Raw genomic sequence first — 22,224 nt, forward strand, 5'->3', positions numbered from 1 at the left:
TGTTATTCATGTGCATCAACACAGCCATCAAGGCGTCAGCACATGACAAAGCGAAGGGCACGGACCCTTCGCTTATTGAAGCGTTACGCGCCGACTACGATCGGCTTTGCCAGAGGCGGGACGGCGGCGCTTTTGGGCGCGATGCCGGCTTCGAACTCCGAGCGGAAGTACTTGATTGCGCTGCCCAGTGGCTCCACGGCGCCCGGTGCGTGAGCACAGAAGGTCTTACCAGGGCCGAGGAAACCGACCAGGCCCAGCAGGGTTTCGATATCCCCCGGCTGGCCTTCGCCTTTCTCGATGGCCATCAGGAGCTTGACGCTCCATGGCAGGCCATCGCGGCACGGAGTGCAGAAACCACAGGATTCACGGGCGAAGAACTGCTCCATGTTGCGCAGCAGCGAGACCATGTTCACGGTGTTGTCCACCGCCATCGCCAGGCCGGTACCCATCCGGGTGCCCACCTTGCCGATGCCGCCGGCATACATTTGTGCGTCGAGGTGCTCAGGGAGCAGGAAGCCGGTACCGGCGCCGCCTGGCTGCCAGGCTTTCAGGGTGTAGCCGTCGCGCATGCCGCCGGCGTAGTCCTCGAACAGCTCGCGGGCGGTCACGCCGAATGGCAGTTCCCACAGGCCCGGGTTCTTGACCTTGCCGGAGAAGCCCATGAGCTTGGTGCCCATGTCTTCGCTGCCTTCGCGGGCCAGGGATTTATACCAGTCCACGCCGTCGGCGATGATCGCCGGCACGTTGCACAGGGTCTCGACGTTGTTAACGCACGTCGGCTTGCCCCACACGCCAACAGCAGCGGGGAAGGGCGGCTTGGAGCGCGGGTTGGCGCGGCGGCCTTCGAGGGAGTTGATCAGGGCTGTTTCTTCACCGCAGATATAACGCCCGGCGCCGGTGTGCACGAACAGCTCGAAGTCGAACCCCGAACCGAGGATGTTCTTGCCCAACAGGCCTGCGGCCTTGGCTTCTTCCACGGCACGGTTCAAGTGCTTGGCGGCAGTGGTGTATTCGCCACGCAGGAAGATGTAGCCACGGTAGGTTTTCAGCGCACGGGCGCTGATCAGCATGCCTTCGATCAGCAGATGGGGCAGTTGCTCCATCAGCATGCGGTCCTTCCAGGTGTTGGGCTCCATTTCATCCGCGTTGCACAGCAAGTAGCGGATGTTGATGGATTCGTCTTTGGGCATCAGGCCCCACTTCACACCCGTGGGGAAGCCAGCACCGCCGCGACCTTTAAGGCCGGCGTCCTTCACGGTCTGGACGATATCGTCCTGGGCCATGTCGGCAAAAGCCTTGCGCGCTGCGGCATAGCCGTTCTTGGCCTGGTACTCGTCAAGCCATACAGGCTCGCCGTCGTCACGCAGGCGCCAGGTCAGCGGGTGGGTTTCGGCCGAACGCTTGATCAGGTTGGCCGGGCCAAAGGAAGTCAGGGTCATGGGTAGCCCTCGAGCAATTGGGTGACGCCAGAGGCCTGGACGTCGCCGAATGTGTCGTCGTCGATCATCAACGCCGGCGCCTTGTCGCAGTTACCCAGGCAGCACACCGGCAGCAGGGTGAAACGCCCGTCTGCAGTGGTTTGGCCGAGGCCGATGCCCAGCTTGCTCTGGATCGCGTCAACCACCGACTCGTGGCCGCCGATGTAGCAGACCATGCTGTCGCACACGCGGATGATGTGGCGGCCAACCGGCTGGCGGAAGATCTGGCTGTAGAACGTGGCCACGCCTTCAACGTCGCTGGCCGGGATGCCGAGGATCTCGCCAATGGCGTAGAGGGCGCCGTCGGGCACCCAGCCACGTTCCTTCTGGACGATCTTCAAGGCTTCGATCGACGCTGCGCGCGGATCTTCGTAGTGATGCAGCTCGTGCTCGATGGCCGAGCGCTCGGTTTCACTCAAGGTGAAACGGTCTGTCTGGATAAGCGTGCTGTTCATGCTTAGCGGTCCACGTCGGCCATAACGAAATCGATACTACCCAGGTACGCAATCAAGTCCGCGACCATCTCGCCTTTGATCACCGAAGGGATCTGCTGCAAGTGCGCGAAGCTTGGGGTACGAATCCGGGTGCGGTAGCTCATGGTGCCGCCATCGCTCGTCAGGTAATAACTGTTGATACCCTTGGTCGCTTCGATCATCTGGAAGGACTCGTTGGCCGGCATCACCGGGCCCCACGAGACTTGCAGGAAGTGCGTGATCAGGGTTTCGATGTGTTGCAGGGTGCGCTCTTTAGGCGGCGGCGTGGTCAGCGGGTGATCCGCCTTGTACGGGCCTGCCGGCATGTTGCGCATGCACTGCTCGATGATCTTCAGGCTCTGGCGCATTTCTTCGACGCGCACGATGCAGCGGTCGTAGGCATCGCCGTTGGCCGCCAGCGGGACTTCGAACTCGAAGTTCTCGTAGCCGGAGTACGGGCGCGCCTTGCGCAGGTCGAAATCGCAACCGGTCGAACGCAAGCCCGCACCGGTGACGCCCCATTCCAGGGCTTCCTTGGTGTTGTACTGCGCGACGCCGATGGTCCGACCCTTGAGGATGCTGTTGTCCAGGGCGGCTTTCTGGTACTCGTCCAGACGCTTGGGCATCCAGTCGATGAATTCCTTGACCAGGCGCTCCCAGCCATTCGGCAGGTCGTGGGCCACACCGCCGATGCGGTACCAGGCCGGGTGCAGGCGGAAGCCCGTGATGGCTTCGATGACCTTGTAGGCGCGCTGACGGTCGGTGAAGGTGAAGAACACCGGGGTCATGGCGCCGACGTCCTGGATATACGTACCCAGGAACAGCAGGTGGCTGGTGATCCGGAAGAACTCGGCCATCATGATGCGGATGGTGTCGACCCGGTCCGGGACCTTGATGCCGGCCAGCTTCTCGACCGAGAGCACGTACGGCAGGTTGTTCATCACGCCGCCGAGGTAGTCGATACGGTCGGTGTACGGGATGAAGCTGTGCCACGACTGGCGCTCTGCCATCTTTTCGGCACCACGGTGGTGGTAGCCGATGTCGGGCACGCAGTCGACGATTTCTTCACCGTCCAGCTGCAGGATGATACGGAATGCGCCGTGGGCCGAAGGGTGGTTCGGGCCCAGGTTGAGGAACATGTAGTCCTCGTTGGTGCCGGAGCGCTTCATGCCCCAGTCTTCCGGGCGGAAACGTGCGGCTTCCTCTTCAAGCTGCTGCTTGGCGAGGTTGAGGCTGAACGGATCGAATTCAGTGGCGCGGGCCGGGAAGTCCTTGCGCAGCGGGTGACCTTCCCAGGTCGGCGGCATCATGATGCGGGTCAGGTGCGGGTGGCCCGGGAAGTCGATACCGAACATGTCCCAGACTTCACGCTCGTACCAGCTGGCGTTCGGCCAGATACCGGTCACGGTCGGGATGCTCAAGTCGCTTTCGTTTAGTGCGACCTTGATCATCACGTCGCTGTTACGTTCCAGCGACATCAGGTGATAGAACACGGTGAAGTCCGCGCCGCTCGGCAGCCCCTGGCGCTTGGTGCGCAGGCGCTCGTCCACGCCATGCAGGTCATAGAGCATGACGTACGGCTTGGGCAGGTTGCGCAGGAAGGTCAGGACTTCGACGAGTTTGGCGCGCGCCACCCACAGCACTGGCATACCGGTGCGTGTGGCCTGGGCGGTGAAGGCGTCAGGGCCAAAACGGTTGTTGAGTTCGACGACCACATCCTGGTCGTCTGCCTTATAAGGCGGGATGTACAGAGCACTGCCTGTAGTCATGGTTTTTTATCGCTTTCGGTCAACGTAAAGAATGAAGCCAGGTTTTCGTTCTATAAAAGAAGCGGTGCTGGATCAGACTTCGTCGGGGCTGCGCAGGTTGGTGACTGCGATTCGCTGTTCGCGGCGCTGTTCCTTTTGTGACGGCATCTCGGCGCGGTACACGCCTTGATCTCCGACGACCCAGGAAAGTGGGCGACGCTCCTTGCCAATCGATTCCTGCAGCAACATCAAGCCTTGCAGGAATGCTTCAGGACGGGGCGGGCAGCCAGGCACGTAGACGTCCACGGGCAGGAACTTGTCCACCCCCTGAACCACGGAGTAGATGTCGTACATGCCACCGGAGTTGGCGCACGAACCCATGGAGATAACCCACTTTGGCTCGAGCATTTGCTCGTAGAGACGCTGGATGATCGGCGCCATCTTGATAAAGCAGGTACCGGCGATAACCATGAAATCCGCCTGGCGCGGCGATGCCCGGATAACTTCGGCGCCAAAGCGCGCGATGTCATGGGGCGCCGTGAAGGCGGTGGTCATTTCCACGTAGCAGCACGAAAGGCCGAAGTTGTACGGCCACAGGGAATTCTTGCGCCCCCAGTTGACCGCGCCACTCAGCACGTCTTCCAGCTTGCCCATGTAGATGTTTTTGTGGACTTGATCTTCTAACGGATCGGAGACGGTTTCCCGTTCGCCGATGGGGTACTGATCGTTAGGAGCATCCGGGTCGATCCTGGTGAGATTGTATTGCATCGCCAAAGCCTCATTGTTTCAGCTTCGCTTGCCGCTTGCGACGAGCTTCCGGAGCCCAGTCAAGGGCGCCCACTCGGAACAGGTAGACAAGACCTGCCAACAGAATTGCTATGAAAACGAGAGCTTCGACGAATCCGGTCCAGCCGCTTTCGCGGACGGACACAGACCAGGCAAAGAGAAAGAGGGCTTCGATATCGAAGATCACGAACAGCATCGCGACCAGATAGAATTTGGCTGAGAGCCGCAAGCGGGCGCCACCTGTAGGTAGCATGCCGGACTCGAACGGTTCGTTTTTGCTGCGGCCCCAGGCTTTTGACCCGAGGAGGCTGGAAACACCGAGCATGAAGGCGCAAAGGCCGACAACACCGAGGAGGAAAATGGCAAAGCCCCAGTTGTGGGCCATGAGTCCTGTCGCTTCGGTCATGCTGGAAATCCTTAACAGAGAGCAAAGGTCTCTGAGCTCGAAAAAGTAACGACGCAGTGACGATATGTCGCAGCGCAATCAATCGCGGTGATTTTATGGCTAAACACCTAGCAAGTAAAATTCCTGTAGCTAATTTATTCGCTGAATTAAGGACATAGTGCACCTTTATGGGGCTGTAGCCCAGACGCTGCGGGCATTAGCTTGATTTTAATCAATTGTGTTTTGTTTAGGGTGTAACGAATTTTTAATGCTCTAAATGATAATGAATATTGTTTGCGGGAGTTTTAAGCGGGTGTTGAGTGCGTCGCGGGAAAAGTTGTTGTTACTTGCCCGTTAGGCGCAAGTTGTCAGCGCACAACTTTTAACTGAATTTTCCTGGGCGAATACCGCTCTGGATCAAGGTTTTGCGCAAAAACGTCAGGCTGGCCGCATTTTTATTGTGGGAGCGGGCTTGCTCGCGAAAGCGGTGCATCAGCCAGCAGTTTTTTGACTGACACACCGCTTTCGCGAGCAAGCCCGCTCCCACATTTTGATCTTCGCAGGGGTGGGAGGGTTTTCTCGGGGCAAAAAAAACGCCCCGAACCAGTCGGGGCGTCAGATCGTGCGGCACTGCGGTTAGCTTTCTATCGGGCCCGCAATGGCCGTGTACTCAGCTACTTAGTGAAACTGTTCTTCTTCGGTCGAACCGGTCAGCGCGGTTACGGACGAGGTGCCGCCCTGGATCACGGTGGTCATGTCGTCGAAGTAGCCAGTGCCCACTTCCTGCTGGTGCGCCACGAAGGTGTAGCCTTTGGCGGCGTCAGCGAATTCCTGCTCCTGCAGCTTCACGTAGGCAGTCATGTCGTTGCGGGCGTAGTCGTGCGCCAGGTTGAACATGCTGTGCCACATGTTGTGAATGCCGGCCAGGGTGATGAACTGGTGCTTGTAGCCCATGGCGGACAGTTCGCGCTGGAACTTGGCGATGGTCGCGTCGTCCAGGTTTTTCTTCCAGTTGAAGGAAGGCGAGCAGTTGTAGGACAGCAGTTGGTCCGGGTATTCCTTCTTGATCGCCTCGGCGAAGCGACGGGCTTCGTCCAGGTCTGGCTTGGCGGTTTCGCACCAGATCAGGTCGGCATACGGCGCGTAGGCCAGGCCGCGGGCAATTGCTTGATCCAGGCCTGCACGAACCTTGTAGAAGCCTTCCTGGGTGCGCTCGCCAGTCACGAACGGCTGGTCGTACGGGTCGCAGTCCGACGTCAGCAGGTCTGCCGCGTTAGCGTCGGTACGTGCCAGGATGATGGTCGGGGTGCCGGCAACGTCAGCAGCCAGGCGAGCAGCGGTCAGCTTCTGCACGGCTTCCTGGGTCGGAACCAGTACCTTGCCGCCCATGTGGCCGCATTTTTTCACGGAAGCCAGTTGGTCTTCGAAGTGCACGCCGGCGGCGCCTGCCTCGATCATGCTCTTCATCAGCTCGTAGGCGTTCAGTACGCCACCGAAACCGGCTTCGGCGTCAGCCACGATTGGCGCGAAGTAGTCGATGTAGCCTTCGTCGCCCGGACCTTTACCGGCTTTCCATTGGATCTGGTCGGCGCGGCGGAACGAGTTGTTGATGCGCTTGACCACGGTTGGCACGGAATCCACCGGGTACAGCGATTGGTCAGGGTACATGGACTCGGCGGAGTTGTTGTCCGCGGCCACTTGCCAGCCGGACAGGTAGATCGCCTGGATGCCGGCCTTGACTTGTTGCACAGCCTGGCCGCCGGTCAGGGCGCCCATGCAGTTGACGAAATCTTTCTCGGGACGGAAGGACGGCTTGGCGCCCTGGGTAACCAGCTTCCACAGCTTCTCGGCGCCCAGTTTTGCGAAGGTGTGCTCAGGTTGAACCGAGCCGCGCAGGCGGACGACGTCAGCAGCGGAGTAAGCGCGAGTCACGCCTTTCCAGCGTGGGTTTTCAGCCCAGTCTTTTTCAAGGGCTGCAATTTGCTGTTCGCGTGTCAGTGCCATGGGGAAAAACCTCGTCGCGTCTTTTGTGGAAAAACTACTGGGTTGAAAATTCCGTTTGCCAGCCACGTATTCAGTGCGTGGGATTGGCTGCTCGCTGACCAGAAGCTTAGGCGGTCAAAGTGGGCTTGGCGGGGAAGGCGACGGGATGAACGATAGGCTCAAGGGAGAAAGTGAGCAGGTAGAGGCGAACCGAGAACAGTCTTCGGGCGTCGTGGGCCTTGGTACGATCCATCAGTGTGTTGCCGGGTTACCTGGTTAGCTTCCGTCCCTCGGGACAACTTCGTTCCAGTCGCAACCTCGTCAAACACACCTTGTGGGCGGTACAGACACGAATCGGCTCAGGTGGGTAGCTTAGAGCGACGATCCGAAGGCCCTTGCCAGGGCCCCTGATTAGCGGGAGCGAGGCCATCATGCCCATGCTTTTTTGGATCGTCAAATGTTTTGTAGTGCTTTTTTTATAGCACTACATCTTTGGTCTAATACGACTAATCAGTCAGTTTTTGGTGCTTCAGTTCAAGGTGTCCACTTTGACCCGCAGTGTCAGATCATCCCGGCCCTGGGTCGAGTAGGTGCGGGTCGCGCCCTGTTTGTCGGCCTGGGTCTGGCGATTGATACCGGCCAGGGTGATCCATTCGCCCAGGCGCCCGCTGACAGTTGTGTCGGTACTTTGCACATTCACTACATCGGGACGCTCCTGGCTCATGCGGTCACGATTGGTGCTGATGCTCAGGTGTACGGTCTCGCCGGTGACGCTGGCGGTGACGTAGAAACCTTGGGTGACGTTGCGGTATTGAGTCTGGTTTTGCGGGCGGCCATAGGTATCGGGCTGGGTGGTGGTCAGTGGCACGCTCTGACCGACCTGGATCAGCGCGGGCACGCCTTCGCTGGCCTGGATCTGCTGGATTCCACCCTCTCGGCTTTCGGTGCTGTAGGTGATGACCTGGCCGTTGCTCTGCTGATTGTTTTCGTTGGTGTCGACGGTGATCAGCAAGCGCTTGGACGGCGTGTCCAGTTGTGCGAGCAGGGCGCGCAGGCCCTGGATCTTGTCCGGCTCGGCATTGACGATCAGTTGATTGCCATAGGCGCTGACCGTGCCATCCTTGCCAATGAAATTCTGTGCGACCGGCAGCAGGTCGGCGCTGGTGCGGTTGCTCAAGGGTAGGGCTTCAGTGGCTGCCATCGCCGTGAAACTGGCGGATAGCAGTAGGGCGGTGAGCAGTGTGCGTAGGGACATGTCCGTTATCTCTGCGAGTCATTTGGGCTTGATGGTGCCAGTTTATCGTCCTGGCTGGCAGTAGATTGTTGTGGTGAGCGGGCATGGAGTGGGCCAGCATGTAGTAGGGAGCTGGCTTGTTGTGGCGAGCGGGCTTGCCCCGCGCCGGGTTGCGTAGCAGCCCCAATAAAAACGCCGAGTTCTTTCAGGAAGAACTCGGCGTCTGTTGAGGGGGGCTGCTACGCAGCCCAGCGCGGGGCAAGCCCGCTCGCCACAGCAAGCCCGCTTGTAATATCAGGGCCGCTCGCCAGCACCCACAGGGGCCTACATTTCAAGTGTGGGAGCTGGCTTGCCTGCGATGGGAACGACTCGGACTCGGATCAGCCCTCGCGCTCCATATCAACATGAGGAATCCCGACTTCCAGGAATTCCCCGCTGACAATCTTGAACCCTAGCCGCTCATAGAACGGTGCGGCATACACCTGCGCGCTGAGGAACTGCCGGGTCTGGCCGCGTTTCTCGGCCTCGCCAATCACCGCTTCCATCAGCTTGTCGCCAACCTTCAGCCCGCGCCAGTCCTTGAGGACCGACACGCGACCGATCTCGCCGCTGGGCAGCAGGCGTGCAGTACCAATGGGAAAGTCGCCTTCGAACGCGAGGAAGTGCATGGCTCCAGCGTCGTCTGCGTCCCACTCCAGCTCAGGTGGAACCGATTGCTCAGCGATAAATACCGCTTCACGAATGCGCCGGATCTCGGCGATATCCTTTTGCCAGTCTGCGACACTTACGTGAATTTTATTCATCGGCAAACCCCAGGCTTCCTTGCTTGACCAGTTCGCACAGCAGGTCGCGGCCGTCTTCATCAGCCAGCCATGGACCCAGGTTGTCGACATGCAGGGCGTCGGCCGCGCAGATCAACTTCAGCAGTTCGCGCAGTTTGCCTGGCAGGTAACGGCTCTGGCCGCTGGCGAACAGCAATACGTCGTCGTCCACTTCCGACCAGGCCAGACGCGCGCTTGGGTTGCGGATCAGTACTGCGCCGTCTTCCAGGCTGCTGATCACTTCATCCTGCGCCAGCTCTTCGGGGCCTGCGACCAGTTCCGGGTAGCGTGGCTCGGTCATGAATTGGCCGAACCAGGTCAGCAGCATGCGCTCGTCGCTCATGTGCTCGGCCAGCAGGCTTTTCAGGCGGTCGAGGGCGTCGCTCTGGATCTGGTGCGGATCGCTGACGGGCTGGGCGTCTGCGTCGGTGTAGCGCTCTTCATCCGTCAGGTACTGGCTGAGGAAGTCGGTGAAGTGGGTCAGCACTTCGGCGGCGCTTGGCGCGCGGAAACCTACCGAGTAGGTCATGCAGTCATCTTCAGCGATGCCGAAGTGCGCCAGGCGCGGCGGCAGGTAAAGCATGTCGCCCGGTTCCAGCACCCATTCGGCAGTCTCTTCGAATTCGGCGAGGATGCGCAGGTCGGCGTGCTGCAGCAGCGGGCTTTCCGAGCTGCACATCTGGCCGATCTTCCAGTTGCGCTTGCCCTGGGCTTGCAGCAGGAACACGTCGTAGTTATCGAAATGTGGACCGACGCTGCCACCGGGGGCGGCAAAGCTGATCATCACGTCATCGATGCGCCAGCTTGGCAGGAAGCGGAACTGCTCCAGCAGCTCGGCCACTTCCGGTACAAACTGGTCGACCGCCTGCACCAGCAGGGTCCACTCGCGCTCGGGCAGGGTGCTGAAGGCGTCTTCGGCAAACGGGCCGCGACGCAGCTCCCAAGGGCGCTCGCCGTGCTCGATCACCAGGCGCGACTCGACTTCTTCTTCCAGCGCCAGGCCGGCCAGTTCGTCGGCATCGATCGGGCTTTCGAAATCAGGAATGGCCTGGCGGATCAGCAGCGGTTTTTTCTGCCAGTAGTCGCGCAGGAATTCCCGTGCAGTGATGCCGCCTAGAAGTTGAAGAGGAATATCAGGATTCATGTGTAACCTATTGAAAAAAAGCACTTTTCATACGGGAATAAAAACGCCCGGCGCTGCCGGGCGTCTCAAGGGGGCAAGCTGCAATCAGATGCGTTTGGCTTGGTCTACAGCGTTGCCGATGTAGTTGGCCGGGGTCAGCAGTTTCAGCTCGGCCTTGGCCGCGGCTGGCATGTCCAGGCCGTCGATGAAAGTTTGCAGCGCCTCGGGGCTGATGCCCTTGCCGCGTGTCAACTCTTTCAGCTTTTCGTACGGGTTTTCGATGTTGTAGCGGCGCATTACGGTCTGGATCGGCTCGGCCAGGACTTCCCAGCAAGCGTCCAGGTCAGCGGCGATTTTCTGCGCGTTGAGTTCCAGTTTGCTGATGCCTTTGAGGCTGGCTTCGTACGCGATCACGCTATGGGCAAAGCCCACGCCGAGGTTGCGTAATACGGTGGAGTCGGTCAGGTCGCGCTGCCAGCGGGAGATCGGCAACTTGCTGGCCAGGTGCTGGAACAAGGCGTTGGCGATGCCCAGGTTGCCTTCGGAGTTTTCGAAGTCGATCGGGTTGACCTTGTGCGGCATGGTCGAGGAGCCGATTTCGCCAGCGATGGTGCGCTGCTTGAAGTAGCCCAGGGAGATGTAGCCCCAGATATCGCGATCGAAGTCGATCAGGATGGTGTTGAAGCGCGCAATGGCGTCGAACAGCTCGGCGATGTAGTCGTGGGGTTCGATCTGCGTGGTGTACGGGTTGAAGCCCAGGCCCAGTTCGTCTTCGATGAAGGCGCGGGCATTGGCTTCCCAGTCGATCTCAGGGTAGGCCGACAGGTGGGCGTTGTAGTTGCCCACGGCACCGTTGATCTTGCCCAGCAATGGCACGGCGGCCACTTGAGCGATCTGACGCTCCAGGCGGTACACCACGTTGGCCAGTTCTTTGCCCAGGGTGGTCGGCGAAGCCGGTTGGCCGTGGGTGCGCGACAGCATCGGCACGTCGGCGAAGCGGATGGCCAGTTCGCGGATGGCATTGGCGGTCTGGCGCATCAACGGCAGCATCACGTCATCACGGCCTTCGCGCAGCATCAGGGCGTGGGACAGGTTGTTGATGTCCTCGCTGGTGCAGGCAAAGTGGATGAATTCGCTGACCTGGGCCAGTTCCGGCAGTTTGGCCGCTTGCTCTTTGAGCAGGTATTCGATGGCTTTGACGTCGTGGTTGGTGGTGCGCTCGATCTCTTTCACACGCTCGGCGTGCTCCAGGGAGAAGTTTTCCGCCAGGGTGTTCAGTACAGCGTTAGCCTCGGCGGAGAACGCCGGCACTTCGCTGATGGCAGGGTGAGCGGCCAGGCGCTGGAGCCAGCGCACTTCAACCAGTACACGAGCACGGATCAGGCCGTATTCGCTGAAAATAGGGCGCAGGGCCTGGGTTTTGCCGGCGTAGCGGCCGTCAACAGGGGAAACCGCAGTGAGCGAAGAGAGCTGCATGGGGTGTTCTCGGACAGTCGGGCAACGAAATGGGGCGCGTATCATACATGAAAAAATCCGCCGGTCCGTCGCCAACTGACCGGCGTATTACGCGTAACGGCTTGAAAATAGCCCGTGGCTGCGACTTAATCGTTGCGCATCAACGGGTAAAGCTCTTTGAGCAATTTGCGACGGCTGATGACCAACTGCCAACGATGACCGCCCAACTGGCGCCACAAGCGCGCCGAACGAATACCGGCCAGAAGCAGGGCGCGGATTTTCGAGGCGTTGTTGGGTTGTTGCAGGTTGCGCATGTCGCCATGGACCTGGATCCGCTGGCGCAAGGTGCTCAAGGTGTCCTGGTACAAGGCGCCACAGGCGGCGATCACGTTTTCGTGGGCCGGGCCGAAGTGCTCGACCTGGGACTGGATCTGCGGCAGGCGCTTGCCAATGGTTTCCAGCAAGTCGTCGCGTTTGGCCAACTGCCGCTCCAGGCCGAGCATCGACAGGGCGTAGCGCAATGGCTCGCGCTGCAGGGTGCTGGGGTCGCGTTCGAGGGCGCCGATCAGGGCGCGATAACCTTCGCGCAGGCTCAAGTCGTCGCCGCCGTACACGTCCAGGGTGTCCTTTGGATCCACCACCAGCAGGCTGCCGAGCATGCACGTCAGGCCTGCTTCGGTCACCTGGCCGGTCTTGGCGATCTTGTCCACCAGCACGGCCGCGAGGAAGACCCCGCCCAGTGCCGTCAATTGCTCCTGGGTCGGGCTCATGCCGGGTTGCTCCAGGGTTCGGCGACTTCAATCACGCCGCCCCCCAGGCAGATTTCACCGTCGTAGAACACCACGGATTGGCCAGGCGTGACCGCGCGCTGCGGGTCGTCGAACGTGGCGCGGTAGCCGCTGGCGGTCTTTTCCAGGGTGCAGGGCTGGTCGCTCTGGCGATAGCGCACCTTGGCGGTCAGGCGGCGCGGGGTGCTCAGGTCGATCGGGTTGACCCAATAGATCTCCGAGGCCAGCAGTGCACCGGAGAACAACAACGGATGCTCGTTGCCCTGGCCGACGATCAGCACGTTGTTTTCCAGGTCCTTGACCAGCACGTACCACGGCTCTTCACCGGCGTCCTTCAGGCCGCCGATGCCCAGGCCCTGGCGCTGGCCGATGGTGTGGTACATCAGGCCGTGGTGACGGCCGATGACTTCGCCTTCGGTGGTCTTGATCTCGCCCGGCTGGGCCGGCAGGTACTGCTTGAGGAAGTCGCTGAAGCGGCGTTCGCCGATAAAGCAGATCCCCGTAGAGTCCTTCTTCTTCGCGGTAGCCAGGCCGTGTTTCTCGGCGATCTTGCGCACTTCGGGCTTTTCCAGTTCGCCCACCGGGAACAGGGTCTTGGCGATCTGTTCACCACCGACGGCGTGCAGAAAGTAGCTCTGGTCCTTGTTCGGGTCCAGGCCCTTGAGCAGCTCGGTACGGCCATCGATATCGCGACGGCGCACGTAGTGGCCTGTGGCAATCAGGTCGGCGCCGAGGATCATGGCGTAGTCGAGGAACGCCTTGAACTTGATTTCACGGTTACACAGGATGTCCGGGTTCGGCGTGCGGCCGGCCTTGTATTCGGCCAGGAAGTGCTCGAACACATTGTCCCAGTACTCGGCGGCGAAGTTGGCGGTGTGCAGCTTGATGCCAATCTTGTCGCACACGGCCTGGGCATCGGCCAGGTCGTCCATGGCAGTGCAGTATTCCGTTCCATCGTCTTCTTCCCAGTTCTTCATGAACAGGCCTTCCACCTCATAACCCTGCTCCATGAGCAGAACGGCGGAAACGGAAGAATCCACGCCGCCGGACATACCGACGATGACGCGCTTCTTTTGTGTGTCAGAAGGGGCTGGATCACGCATAGGATTTCAACGGGTGTCTTGAAAAAGGACGCGATTCTAGCAGGCTCGCGCCCTCAAGGCTAAAGAGAAGGCCGGATCAGGTCGAGACTGTGGCACTGGCCGGCCAAATAGTCATCGATACAGCGGATGATCAGCTCGCTGCGCCAGTCGTCGCGTACCGCCATCAGCTCGTCACGGGTCAGCCAGCGGGCGCGCACGATGCCTTCGTCGAGCTGATAGTCCGGGTGGTGTTGCAGGGCTTTGGCAATGAAGCAGACCCGTTGGTAAGTCACGCCATTACTGGGGGCGGTGTACAGGTAGATACCGACGATGCCGGTGGCTTCGACGTCCCAGCCGGTTTCTTCAAGGGTTTCGCGCACGGCGGCTTCGGTCAGGGTTTCGTGCGGGTCGAGGTGCCCGGCGGGCTGGTTGAGCACGGCGCGGCCGCCCTTGAGCTCTTCGACCATCAGGAAGCGACCGTTGTCTTCGACGATGGTGGCGACGGTGATGTGGGGTTGCCAGGTCATGGAAAGCCTCGATTCAAAGGATGGTGCTGTTTTTGGACAGGATTGCTATCAATGTGGGAGCTGGCTTGCCTGCGATAGCCATAGGTATCTACACAACTTTCATAAACTGACAAGCCCGCTCGCCACAACTGCGCTATCTGTCTGGATTTGGGCGTTGCGGCAAAGTTGTGTAGATACCTATGCTGCGATAGCAGTCTGTCAGTAAGCGAATTAGTGGCTGACACACCGCAATCGCAGGCAAGCCAGCTCCCACATTCTGATTCGGTTTCTGCAGTGGGCATGTGGTGCATAAGCAAAATGCATGCTGCGCCGCACATTATATGATTTTACCGCTTGCAAGCCGGGGCGCAGTTTACCTCTCCAGAACAGTCGTTATTGGAGAGTGTCATGAAGCCGATTGCCGACAAACGCTACGAAGTACGCCTTACATCGCCATTGCCTATTGCCTTCATCCTGTTGTGGAGCTCCGGTTATATCGGAGGTGCGTTCGGTGTGCGTTATGGCGAGCCCTTTACCATGACGTTCTATCGGTTTGCCTTGGCTGCCCTGGTGTTCCTGGGAGTGGCGCTCGCCATCAAGGCCGAGTGGCCTAGGCGGCTCACACCTTACCTTCACGCGGCAGCGGTGGGTTTGCTCTTGCAGGCCCTGCAATTTGGCGGTCTCTACACCGGGATAAGTCAGGGTGTGCCGGCTGGGCAAGCTGCGCTTATTGTCGGGTTGATGCCCGTATTCGTCGTGATCGGCGCCTACTTCTGTTTAGGCGAGCAATTGAGCTGGCGCGATTTGCCAGGCTCGATCCTGGGCGTGGGCGGCGTGGCCATTGTGGTCGGCAGCAGTTTTTTTGGTTCAGAAGCGTCAATCGGCGGTTATGGCGCGGTGGGGCTGGCGCTGATAGGCATCACTCTTGGCACGCTGTATCAGAAACGTTTCCTCGGCGGCGTCAACCTGTGGGTGGGCTGTTTCATTCAGATGCTCACCGCATCGTTGGTCATGTTGCTGCTGGCCTATACCACCGAGACCATGCAGGTGACGCAATGGGTGCCCTTCGCCGCCTCTGTGGCGTGGATCACTGTAATGAACTCAGTCGGTGCGCTGACCCTGCTGTACCTAATGATTCGGCGAGGGGAGGCGAGTAAGGCGACGAACTTATTTCATGTTATTCCGGCTGTCACGCAGATCATGGCGTCATTGGTGTTGGGTGAAGTGCCGAGTGTGGTTGCGATTGTGGGATTTATTGTGTCGGGGGTGGGGGTTTATTTGATGAATCATTCGAGAGCAAAGTAAGCCTCTAATGTTGAAGGCTGCTTATCGGGAGAATACTAATGTTTAAGAGCGAAATTTCGGATAAAAAATTAGATAGCGATGAAATTTGCCGGTTTGGAGGTGGGCTACACGTTGATGATATTGATTGTCTGAATTTTGAACCTTATGAAGTGGATGGGCGCAAGGGTGTTTCAATATTTTATCTTTATGATGCGCGGGATAATGTGCAAGGGCCAGTTGCAGCATTGGTTCGTTATGACGGCGGAGCTATAACACCAAGGCATAGGCATCTGGGATGGGAGTTAGTGTTGGTGATCGATGGTGAACTACGTGATGACAGAGGGCGACATACGGTAGGGACCCTGCAAATTTACCCGCCTGGCTCTACTCACCAACTTTCTTCTGTTAGGGGTTGTACATTTCTAGTTGTTTGGGAGCAGCCAGTTCAGCCCGCCCCATGCCAGGATTCAGAGGCCGCAGCATGAAAGTTATCAACGAACAGCAAGCGGCAGAGTTGATTGAGGATGGGTGGACAATCATTCCAGGAGGGTTTGGTAGTTGCGGGCATCCTGATGGACTTACTCGAGCGATTAGTGAACGTTTCAAGCGGGAGGGGCGGCCTCGTAAACTTGGTCTGCTCTTCGCTTCTGCTTCTGGAGATCTCGACGAAAGGGGGATGGATGTTCTGGCCCAGAGTGGGTTGGTGGCTAAAGCAATTGGAGGGTTCTGGGGACTTATACCTCGACTGGGAGTTATGGCGCGCCTAGGAGAGATAGAGGCCCATAACTGGCCGCAGGGGGTGATCAGTCAGTTATTCCGTGCGATCGCGGCGAAGAAGCCCGGCGTGATCTCAAATGTTGGCCTCAATACTTTCGTTGATCCTGATCATGACGGGGCATGCTTAAATCGGCGGGGCGCGCGTACGCTCGTTCAGAAGATAGTCATCAATGGAGAGTCGACGCTTTTTTACCCTGGGATTAAGGTTGATTGTGCGTTATTAAGAGGGACATTTTGTGACCCATTGGGGAATATTTCGATGGAGCGGGAAGTGTCTCATAGTGACGCACTTGCGCAGGCAATGGCAGTCAAAAATTGTGGTGGGATAGTGATTGTGCAGGTTGAGAGTTTAGTAGGGTTGCATGAGATTGAACCACAGGATGTGAAGGTGCCCGGGCTATTGGTGGATTATGTGACAGTGTCGCGTCCTGATGAGCATCCTCAAACTTACGGTATTGCATATAATTCAGCGTTCACACGTCCCGGAATGGTCAGTTCTAGTGAAAGTTCGATTTCATGCGCGGAGAGAATTATTGCTAAAAGGGCTCTGCAGGAAATCCAACGCGAAGATGCCCGGGTAATTAATCTTGGTATTGGTATACCGGTAGTCGTTGCTCAGGTGGCTGAAGAATTGGGGTGTGCGGAGTCGATGAGCTTTACTATTGAATCCGGCGTTATCGGTGGTAGACCGGCAACTGGATTGTCATTTGGGGCCAGCTATCGTCCAGTCAGTATCATTGAGCAGGCAGCGTTGTTTGATTTCTACGAGGGTGGCGGGATTGATGTGGCGTGCTTGGGCTTTGCCGAAATGGACAGCTTCGGCAATGTCAATGTCTCGCGGTTCGGTAGTAAGTTTCAAGGTGCTGGTGGATTTATAAATATCTCCCAGTCGGCTCGATGTATTATTTTTTGTGGAACTTTTACAGCGGTAGGGTTAGTCGTGGGCGTAAGTGAAGGGGAAGTCCGTATCATCAGGGAAGGCCGTATAAATAAATTTGTACGTCAGGTCTCGCATTTGACTTTTAACGGTGGCTATTCTCAATCGTTGGGTCAAAGAGTTGTATTTGTCACGGAACGTGCGGTTTTTGCATTGAAAGATGGGGTGGTCTATCTGGAGGAGATTGCTCCAGGGCTAAGTATCGAGCAGGATATTATGCCGTTCATAGAAGGTGGGTTTGTAGTGTCTAGCAGCTGCAGGTCTATGTCGGAGGACATATTTTCATTTTAAGTGTTGGGGGGCGAAGCTCTTGTGGGAGAAAATATTTCATACTGAAAAATAAGTTTAGTGGGAGGTTATTATGTCTGCTAGCGTAATTACGGTGATTGGTGGTGGCGCTTCAAGTGTCTCTTTTATCTACGCGATTTTAAATGGCCTAGAGAGATATGGCTGCCATTCGAATGTATCGATATTTTTGGTAGATAAGCAATCTCAATGTGGCCGAGGACTTGCCTATTCTGAGGATTGCAGCACAAATATTTTAAATACGCGAGCGGAATTCATATCGCCTTTCCCTGATCAGTCCGGACATTTCTATAACTGGTTATTGGCTAATCGTGAGGTTTGGGAGGATGATTTTCCTGATATTGAGCTGTGCCCGCAGGCATTTCTGCCGCGGCCCTTGTTTGGATTATATCTTGCGCACATGATTCAGTTTTTAGTAAAAAAAGCTGTAGGGCTCGGTTGCCAATTGATTCCAGTCCATGACGAGGTTGTGAGCATGAGTTTCTCGCATGACGGGAGGGTCGTGGTTTTAACAAAGGGTAATCTATCGTTCCCCAGCGATCATGTAGTGTTGAGTTGTGGTAACGCGCGAAGTTTGGAGTACCGACACATGGCTAGTGCTGAAGGTTTCTTCTCCAGCCCTTATCCTATCAAGCGTACATGCCGGCTGATTCAAAAGCAGGCGAGTGTTGCAATTGTCGGTTCAAGATTGAGTGCTATCGATGCGGTGATCGGGCTTACTGCTAATGGTCATGAGGGATCCATTACGTTGCACTCACGCACGGGAGCCCTGCCTAGCGTCAGAGGGACTCAAGGGCGCTATAAGCCGACGATACTGACGCCGGAAACCGTTAAGTCTTGTATTTCTCGAGCTGGCGTAGTGCGACTTGAAGATGTGCTTCGTTGGACGACGCAGGAACTAGCTTTGGAGGGTAAGCCGGTTGCTATGGCTGATTGGCCGACAATGTGCTCCCAAAGGCCGGCAGTGGAATTTCTTGAGGCGGAAATAGATGCTGCCCATCACCCGCGGTTTTGGCAATCCGTTCTCTACTCCACAAATGCTGTACTTGATTTGATTTGGCCTGCAATGCCAGACGAGGACAAAAAGATGTTTCTGGGGTACTCAAGTTGGTGGATGGCCTACCGCGTTTCAATTCCGATTGAGAATGCATTGAAAGTTAAATCATTGCTCGAATCTGGGCAGCTATCAATCATCAAAGGTGAGCTTGAGGTGATTGAGTGCAATGGAAGATTTATCCTGGAGGTGGTTAATCAGTCGGATAAAAGTTACCGCGATTACGATGCCGTTGTGGTGGCTACAGGTACGCCCCGTGATGTGAGTAAGTTTGATAACCCTTTGGTGCAAAATATTCTTCAGCAGGGAGTTGGATGTGTAGACCCCTTCGGCGGAGTGAAGGTTTCTACTGAGTCAGGCGGATTGATAAATCATTTAGGGCATGTGGATGACAGAATCACTGTTTTGGGAGAGCTGACAAGTGGTGCGTTCTTTTTTACCAGTGCTTTGGAAATAAACGCTCGCCATTCTACGATACGTGCAGAGTACGTTTTGGCGAGGTTAGCACTAACTTCCGACGCGTATTCTAATGGCCTTAAGGCTCGATTGTTGGCGTAGGATGCCAACAATCGCTGGTTAAACATTCTTTGTGTGTCTTTGCACGTGGGTTTAACTCGTACCTATCCGAATAGCTAGTGGCGAGTGAGGCGTTGATTTGCCACAATCGGAATACTTATTTCGGAGGGTGGTGTGTCATGAGAGTCAATCTTGATATTCAGTCGTTGCGAAGCTTTATCAAAGTAGGCGAAACTAAAAGTTTTACGCGCGCGGCCGAAGCTTTAAGTCTGACTCAGCCTGCTATTAGTCAGCAGATCAAGCGGCTAGAAGATTTGTTGGGAGTGGAGTTGTTTGCAAGGGAAAATCGAAAGGTATTGTTAACGCTGGAGGGGGAAAAGCTTTTCAGTCATGCCAAGGATATTGTTGTTTGTAACGATAAGGTCGGCTGCTTGTTTGAAAAGGTTGAAAAAAGAGAAACGATCGTAGTGGGTATGCCAGAGCATTTTTGTGAGCGGGTGCTCCCAAAAATTATTTCCAGCATGGCTACTCACTTTCCAACAATACAGATGGTGGTGAAGGTCGCTAGGTCTGGTTTGCTATTGGATGCGGTAAGTGAGGGCAAGATCGACCTGTGCCTAGTGATGGATGAGCTAAAAAAAATGCATGAGAGGCCTTGGCATACTTTATCGGTCAGGTGGTTTGCTGGCGATAGCGCTGAGGTGATTGATAAGTCATATGATGTTCCGCTCGCTTTGTTCAAGCCGCCGTGTGGGTTTCGCAGCCTGGCGATTCGGAGTCTGGAGGAGTGCGGTATCAAATGGCATTGCGTTTATGAGTCGGAAGACTTGATGTCTCTGCGGTCTGCAGTGCAGGCGGGAGTAGGTATTACGTTGCTGCCTTTTGTCGCACAAGTTTCGGGTTTAAAGAGTCTCGAAGGCATTTCCAGTTTGCCGGTGTTACCTCGTTTTGCTGTGGTGCCTAAAGAGCGAGCGGGTTGGAATCCTGTTTACAGGCGTGAGGTACTTGAATTGATTCGCTCTGTATGGATTTCAGAATACGCCAATGCTTCCCTGTGACTAACTCACTTTCGCTGAAAACAAAAACCCCGGCATATAGCCGGGGCTTCTTGCTTCTCTACAGGTTCACTGCAACTTGGCAATCGCCGCATTCAGCGTGCTGCTCGGACGCATAGCCTTGCTGGTCAGCTCTGGGTTCGGCGCGTAGTAGCCGCCGATGTCCACTGGCTTGCCCTGTACGGCGTTGAGTTCGGCAACGATGGTTGCTTCGTTCTCGGCCAGGGTTTTTGCCAGTTGAGCGAACTGCGCCTGCAGCGCGGTATCTTCAGTCTGGGCGGCCAGGGCTTGTGCCCAGTACAGCGCCAGGTAGAAGTGGCTGCCGCGGTTGTCGATGTTGCCGACTTTGCGCGATGGCGACTTGTTGTTGTCGAGGAACTGGCCGGTGGCCTGGTCCAGGGTCTTGGACAGTACCAGGGCTTTCGGGTTGTTGTAGTTCACACCCAAATGCTCAAGGGAGGCGGCCAGGGCCAGGAACTCGCCCAGGGAGTCCCAACGCAGGAAGTTTTCTTCCAGCAGTTGCTGCACGTGCTTTGGTGCCGAGCCGCCGGCGCCGGTTTCGAACAGGCCGCCGCCGTTCATCAGCGGTACGATCGACAGCATCTTGGCGCTGGTGCCCAGTTCCATGATCGGGAACAAGTCAGTCAGGTAGTCGCGCAGTACGTTGCCGGTCACCGAGATGGTGTCCAGGCCCTTGCGGGTGCGTTCCAGGGTGAACTTCATCGCGTCGACTGGCGACATGATGCGGATGTCCAGGCCTTCGGTGTTGTGGTCTTTCAGGTAAGCCTGAACTTTCTCGACCACTACGCCGTCGTGGGCGCGCAGCGGGTCCAGCCAGAAAATGGCCGGGGTGTTGCTGGCGCGGGCGCGGTTGACGGCCAGTTTGACCCAATCCTGGATCGGCGCGTCTTTGGTCTGGCACATGCGGAAGATATCGCCGGCTTCGACCGACTGTTCCATCAGCAGGTTGCCCTTGCTGTCGGTGACGCGAACTACGCCGTCAGCCTTGATCTGGAAAGTCTTGTCGTGGGAGCCGTACTCCTCGGCTTTCTTCGCCATCAGGCCAACGTTTGGCACGCTGCCCATGGTGGTTGGGTCGAAGGCACCATTGGCCTTGCAGTCTTCAATGACCGCCTGGTAGATGGTGGCGTAGCAGCGATCCGGAATCACGGCCTTGGTGTCGTGCAATTGACCGTCGGTGCCCCACATCTTGCCGGAGTCACGGATCATGGCTGGCATCGAGGCGTCGACGATCACGTCGCTCGGCACGTGCAGGTTGGTGATGCCTTTGTCGGAGTTGACCATCGCAAGCGATGGGCGAGCGGCGTAGACCGCCTGGATGTCAGCTTCGATCTGCGCTTGCTGGTCGCCAGGCAGGGCCTTGATGCGAGCGTACAGGTCGCCGATGCCGTTGTTCAGGTTGAAGCCGATCTGTTCGAGCACGGTGGCGTGCTTGGCCAGGGCATCTTTATAGAACTCGGCAACGATCTGGCCGAACATGATCGGGTCGGAGACCTTCATCATGGTGGCTTTGAGGTGGACCGACAGCAGCACGCCTTGTTTCTTGGCGTCTTCGATTTCGGCGGCAATGAACGCACGCAGGGCGTTCTTGCTCAGCACGGCGCTGTCGAGGATCTCGCCGGCCAGTGCGGAGGTTTTTTCTTTCAGGACGGTAGTGCTGCCATCCTTGCCGACCAGCTCGATTTTGACAGCATCGGCGGCTTCGATCTGCACGGCTTTTTCGCTGCCGTAGAAGTCACCGTTGCTCATGTGAGCCACGTGGGACTTGGAGTCAGCGGCCCAGGCGCCCATTTTGTGTGGGTGCTTGCGGGCGTAGTTCTTGACCGACAGTGGGGCGCGGCGGTCAGAGTTGCCTTCGCGCAGGACCGGGTTCACGGCGCTGCCCTTGACCTTGTCGTAACGTGCACGGGTTTCTTTTTCCACGTCGGTGGTTACGGTTTCCGGATAGTCCGGCAGGGCGTAGCCCTGGGCCTGCAGTTCCTTGATCGCGGCTTGCAGCTGCGGGGTCGAGGCGCTGATGTTCGGCAGCTTGATGATATTGGCTTCGGGGGTTACGGCCAGGGCGCCCAGTTCGGCGAGGTGGTCCGCAACAGCCTTGGTGCCCAGTTGCTCGGGGAAGCTTGCGAGGATGCGCCCTGCGAGGGAGATATCGCGGGTTTCCACTTCAATATCAGCGGAAGCGGTGAAGGCCTCTACGATAGGCAGCAGTGAATAGGTGGCGAGGGCTGGAGCTTCGTCGGTGAAGGTATAGATGATCTTCGAGCGGGTGGGCATATTCGGATTAACTCTCTTCTTTGCTAAAAGCGTGCGCGGAAACTCGAGATGCGCCGGGTAAAGCGCGTTCGTTCAAAGTCATCCATGAGCCGAATGTCGATGTTTCTTCGCGGTGATGTTGGGTTGCATCAGTCGAGC

General features: G+C 57.4%; 19 protein-coding genes. 5 read left to right on the forward strand and 14 right to left on the reverse strand.

Annotated features, from left to right (window positions below; all coding sequences use genetic code 11):
• Positions 1–83: 83 nt before the first annotated feature.
• The 13 genes from nuoF to HKK57_RS20845 all read right to left on the reverse strand — a co-directional run bounded on the left by nuoF (position 84) and on the right by HKK57_RS20845 (position 13,883).
• Positions 84–1,439 carry an NADH-quinone oxidoreductase subunit NuoF gene (nuoF, locus tag HKK57_RS20785; RefSeq protein ID WP_029293356.1) on the reverse strand — a complete coding sequence of 452 codons (1,356 nt, stop codon included), beginning with the start codon at positions 1,437–1,439 and terminating at the stop codon, positions 84–86.
• Complete coding sequence (nuoE, locus tag HKK57_RS20790) at positions 1,436–1,933, reverse strand: NADH-quinone oxidoreductase subunit NuoE (RefSeq protein ID WP_029293358.1); 498 nt, start codon at positions 1,931–1,933, stop codon at positions 1,436–1,438. The genes nuoF and nuoE overlap by 4 nt, the downstream gene beginning before the upstream one ends.
• Before the next feature lie 2 nt (positions 1,934–1,935).
• Complete coding sequence (nuoC, locus tag HKK57_RS20795; protein ID WP_029293360.1) at positions 1,936–3,720, reverse strand: NADH-quinone oxidoreductase subunit C/D; 1,785 nt, start codon at positions 3,718–3,720, stop codon at positions 1,936–1,938.
• A gap of 72 nt (positions 3,721–3,792) precedes the next feature.
• Positions 3,793–4,467 carry a NuoB/complex I 20 kDa subunit family protein gene (locus HKK57_RS20800; protein WP_012724951.1) on the reverse strand — a complete coding sequence of 225 codons (675 nt, stop codon included), beginning with the start codon at positions 4,465–4,467 and terminating at the stop codon, positions 3,793–3,795.
• A gap of 10 nt (positions 4,468–4,477) precedes the next feature.
• Positions 4,478–4,891, reverse strand: a complete 414-nt coding sequence (locus HKK57_RS20805; protein ID WP_003219575.1) for an NADH-quinone oxidoreductase subunit A — start codon at positions 4,889–4,891, stop codon at positions 4,478–4,480.
• A gap of 657 nt (positions 4,892–5,548) precedes the next feature.
• Positions 5,549–6,874, reverse strand: coding sequence for an isocitrate lyase (aceA, locus tag HKK57_RS20810; RefSeq protein WP_003219577.1), 1,326 nt, complete (start codon positions 6,872–6,874; stop codon positions 5,549–5,551).
• 508 nt (positions 6,875–7,382) lie between these two features.
• On the reverse strand, positions 7,383–8,108 hold the full coding sequence (locus HKK57_RS20815) for a secretin N-terminal domain-containing protein (RefSeq protein WP_169390669.1): 726 nt from the start codon (positions 8,106–8,108) through the stop codon (positions 7,383–7,385).
• Between the two features lie 359 nt (positions 8,109–8,467).
• Positions 8,468–8,890, reverse strand: a complete 423-nt coding sequence (locus HKK57_RS20820) for a GNAT family N-acetyltransferase (protein ID WP_029293368.1) — start codon at positions 8,888–8,890, stop codon at positions 8,468–8,470.
• Entirely contained in the window at positions 8,883–10,052 is a 1,170-nt protein-coding gene (locus tag HKK57_RS20825) for a ribosomal protein uL16 3-hydroxylase (RefSeq protein ID WP_169390670.1), read from the reverse strand. Before HKK57_RS20825 ends, HKK57_RS20820 begins: the two co-directional genes overlap by 8 nt.
• 84 nt (positions 10,053–10,136) lie before the next feature.
• Complete coding sequence (purB, locus tag HKK57_RS20830) at positions 10,137–11,507, reverse strand: adenylosuccinate lyase (RefSeq protein ID WP_029293372.1); 1,371 nt, start codon at positions 11,505–11,507, stop codon at positions 10,137–10,139.
• 125 nt (positions 11,508–11,632) lie between these two features.
• A complete protein-coding gene (hflD, locus tag HKK57_RS20835) occupies positions 11,633–12,256 on the reverse strand; it encodes a high frequency lysogenization protein HflD (protein ID WP_029293374.1) in 624 nt (207 codons plus the stop codon).
• Positions 12,253–13,377, reverse strand: a complete 1,125-nt coding sequence (mnmA, locus tag HKK57_RS20840; RefSeq protein WP_090291412.1) for a tRNA 2-thiouridine(34) synthase MnmA — start codon at positions 13,375–13,377, stop codon at positions 12,253–12,255. Before mnmA ends, hflD begins: the two co-directional genes overlap by 4 nt.
• A 59-nt stretch (positions 13,378–13,436) precedes the next feature.
• Positions 13,437–13,883 (reverse strand): NUDIX hydrolase, encoded by a 447-nt coding sequence (locus tag HKK57_RS20845; protein ID WP_029293378.1) that lies wholly within the window; start codon positions 13,881–13,883, stop codon positions 13,437–13,439.
• A gap of 387 nt (positions 13,884–14,270) precedes the next feature.
• On the opposite strand from HKK57_RS20845, the gene HKK57_RS20850 reads away from it, so the two are divergent.
• The 5 genes from HKK57_RS20850 (at position 14,271) to HKK57_RS20870 (ending at position 19,794) form a co-directional block, all read left to right on the forward strand.
• The gene (locus HKK57_RS20850) at positions 14,271–15,167 is read left to right on the forward strand and encodes a DMT family transporter (RefSeq protein WP_169390671.1); all 897 of its coding nucleotides are present in this window, start codon (positions 14,271–14,273) and stop codon (positions 15,165–15,167) included.
• Positions 15,168–15,205: 38 nt separating this feature from the next.
• Positions 15,206–15,631 (forward strand): cupin domain-containing protein, encoded by a 426-nt coding sequence (locus HKK57_RS20855; RefSeq protein WP_169390672.1) that lies wholly within the window; start codon positions 15,206–15,208, stop codon positions 15,629–15,631.
• Positions 15,628–17,151 carry an acyl CoA:acetate/3-ketoacid CoA transferase gene (locus HKK57_RS20860; RefSeq protein ID WP_169390673.1) on the forward strand — a complete coding sequence of 508 codons (1,524 nt, stop codon included), beginning with the start codon at positions 15,628–15,630 and terminating at the stop codon, positions 17,149–17,151. Before HKK57_RS20855 ends, HKK57_RS20860 begins: the two co-directional genes overlap by 4 nt.
• Positions 17,152–17,221: 70 nt before the next feature.
• On the forward strand, positions 17,222–18,778 hold the full coding sequence (locus tag HKK57_RS20865; protein ID WP_169390674.1) for an FAD/NAD(P)-binding protein: 1,557 nt from the start codon (positions 17,222–17,224) through the stop codon (positions 18,776–18,778).
• Between the two features lie 137 nt (positions 18,779–18,915).
• A complete protein-coding gene (locus HKK57_RS20870) occupies positions 18,916–19,794 on the forward strand; it encodes a LysR family transcriptional regulator (RefSeq protein ID WP_169390675.1) in 879 nt (292 codons plus the stop codon).
• A gap of 66 nt (positions 19,795–19,860) precedes the next feature.
• Here HKK57_RS20870 and HKK57_RS20875 read toward each other — a convergent pair whose 3' ends face one another.
• The gene (locus tag HKK57_RS20875; RefSeq protein WP_169390676.1) at positions 19,861–22,086 is read right to left on the reverse strand and encodes an NADP-dependent isocitrate dehydrogenase; all 2,226 of its coding nucleotides are present in this window, start codon (positions 22,084–22,086) and stop codon (positions 19,861–19,863) included.
• Positions 22,087–22,224 lie beyond the last annotated feature (138 nt).

The sequence above is a fragment of the Pseudomonas sp. ADAK21 genome (assembly GCF_012935735.1).
Lineage (GTDB): Bacteria > Pseudomonadota > Gammaproteobacteria > Pseudomonadales > Pseudomonadaceae > Aquipseudomonas > Aquipseudomonas proteolytica.

Coding starts and splice junctions, on each gene's coding strand:
- nuoF (WP_029293356.1), bottom strand. CDS start 1,439: ATGACCCTGACTTCCTTTGGCCCGGCCAACCTGATCAAGCGTTCGGCC.
- nuoE (WP_029293358.1), bottom strand. CDS start 1,933: ATGAACAGCACGCTTATCCAGACAGACCGTTTCACCTTGAGTGAAACC.
- nuoC (WP_029293360.1), bottom strand. CDS start 3,720: ATGACTACAGGCAGTGCTCTGTACATCCCGCCTTATAAGGCAGACGAC.
- HKK57_RS20800 (WP_012724951.1), bottom strand. CDS start 4,467: ATGCAATACAATCTCACCAGGATCGACCCGGATGCTCCTAACGATCAG.
- HKK57_RS20805 (WP_003219575.1), bottom strand. CDS start 4,891: ATGACCGAAGCGACAGGACTCATGGCCCACAACTGGGGCTTTGCCATT.
- aceA (WP_003219577.1), bottom strand. CDS start 6,874: ATGGCACTGACACGCGAACAGCAAATTGCAGCCCTTGAAAAAGACTGG.
- HKK57_RS20815 (WP_169390669.1), bottom strand. CDS start 8,108: ATGTCCCTACGCACACTGCTCACCGCCCTACTGCTATCCGCCAGTTTC.
- HKK57_RS20820 (WP_029293368.1), bottom strand. CDS start 8,890: ATGAATAAAATTCACGTAAGTGTCGCAGACTGGCAAAAGGATATCGCC.
- HKK57_RS20825 (WP_169390670.1), bottom strand. CDS start 10,052: ATGAATCCTGATATTCCTCTTCAACTTCTAGGCGGCATCACTGCACGG.
- purB (WP_029293372.1), bottom strand. CDS start 11,507: ATGCAGCTCTCTTCGCTCACTGCGGTTTCCCCTGTTGACGGCCGCTAC.
- hflD (WP_029293374.1), bottom strand. CDS start 12,256: ATGAGCCCGACCCAGGAGCAATTGACGGCACTGGGCGGGGTCTTCCTC.
- mnmA (WP_090291412.1), bottom strand. CDS start 13,377: ATGCGTGATCCAGCCCCTTCTGACACACAAAAGAAGCGCGTCATCGTC.
- HKK57_RS20845 (WP_029293378.1), bottom strand. CDS start 13,883: ATGACCTGGCAACCCCACATCACCGTCGCCACCATCGTCGAAGACAAC.
- HKK57_RS20850 (WP_169390671.1), top strand. CDS start 14,271: ATGAAGCCGATTGCCGACAAACGCTACGAAGTACGCCTTACATCGCCA.
- HKK57_RS20855 (WP_169390672.1), top strand. CDS start 15,206: ATGTTTAAGAGCGAAATTTCGGATAAAAAATTAGATAGCGATGAAATT.
- HKK57_RS20860 (WP_169390673.1), top strand. CDS start 15,628: ATGAAAGTTATCAACGAACAGCAAGCGGCAGAGTTGATTGAGGATGGG.
- HKK57_RS20865 (WP_169390674.1), top strand. CDS start 17,222: ATGTCTGCTAGCGTAATTACGGTGATTGGTGGTGGCGCTTCAAGTGTC.
- HKK57_RS20870 (WP_169390675.1), top strand. CDS start 18,916: ATGAGAGTCAATCTTGATATTCAGTCGTTGCGAAGCTTTATCAAAGTA.
- HKK57_RS20875 (WP_169390676.1), bottom strand. CDS start 22,086: ATGCCCACCCGCTCGAAGATCATCTATACCTTCACCGACGAAGCTCCA.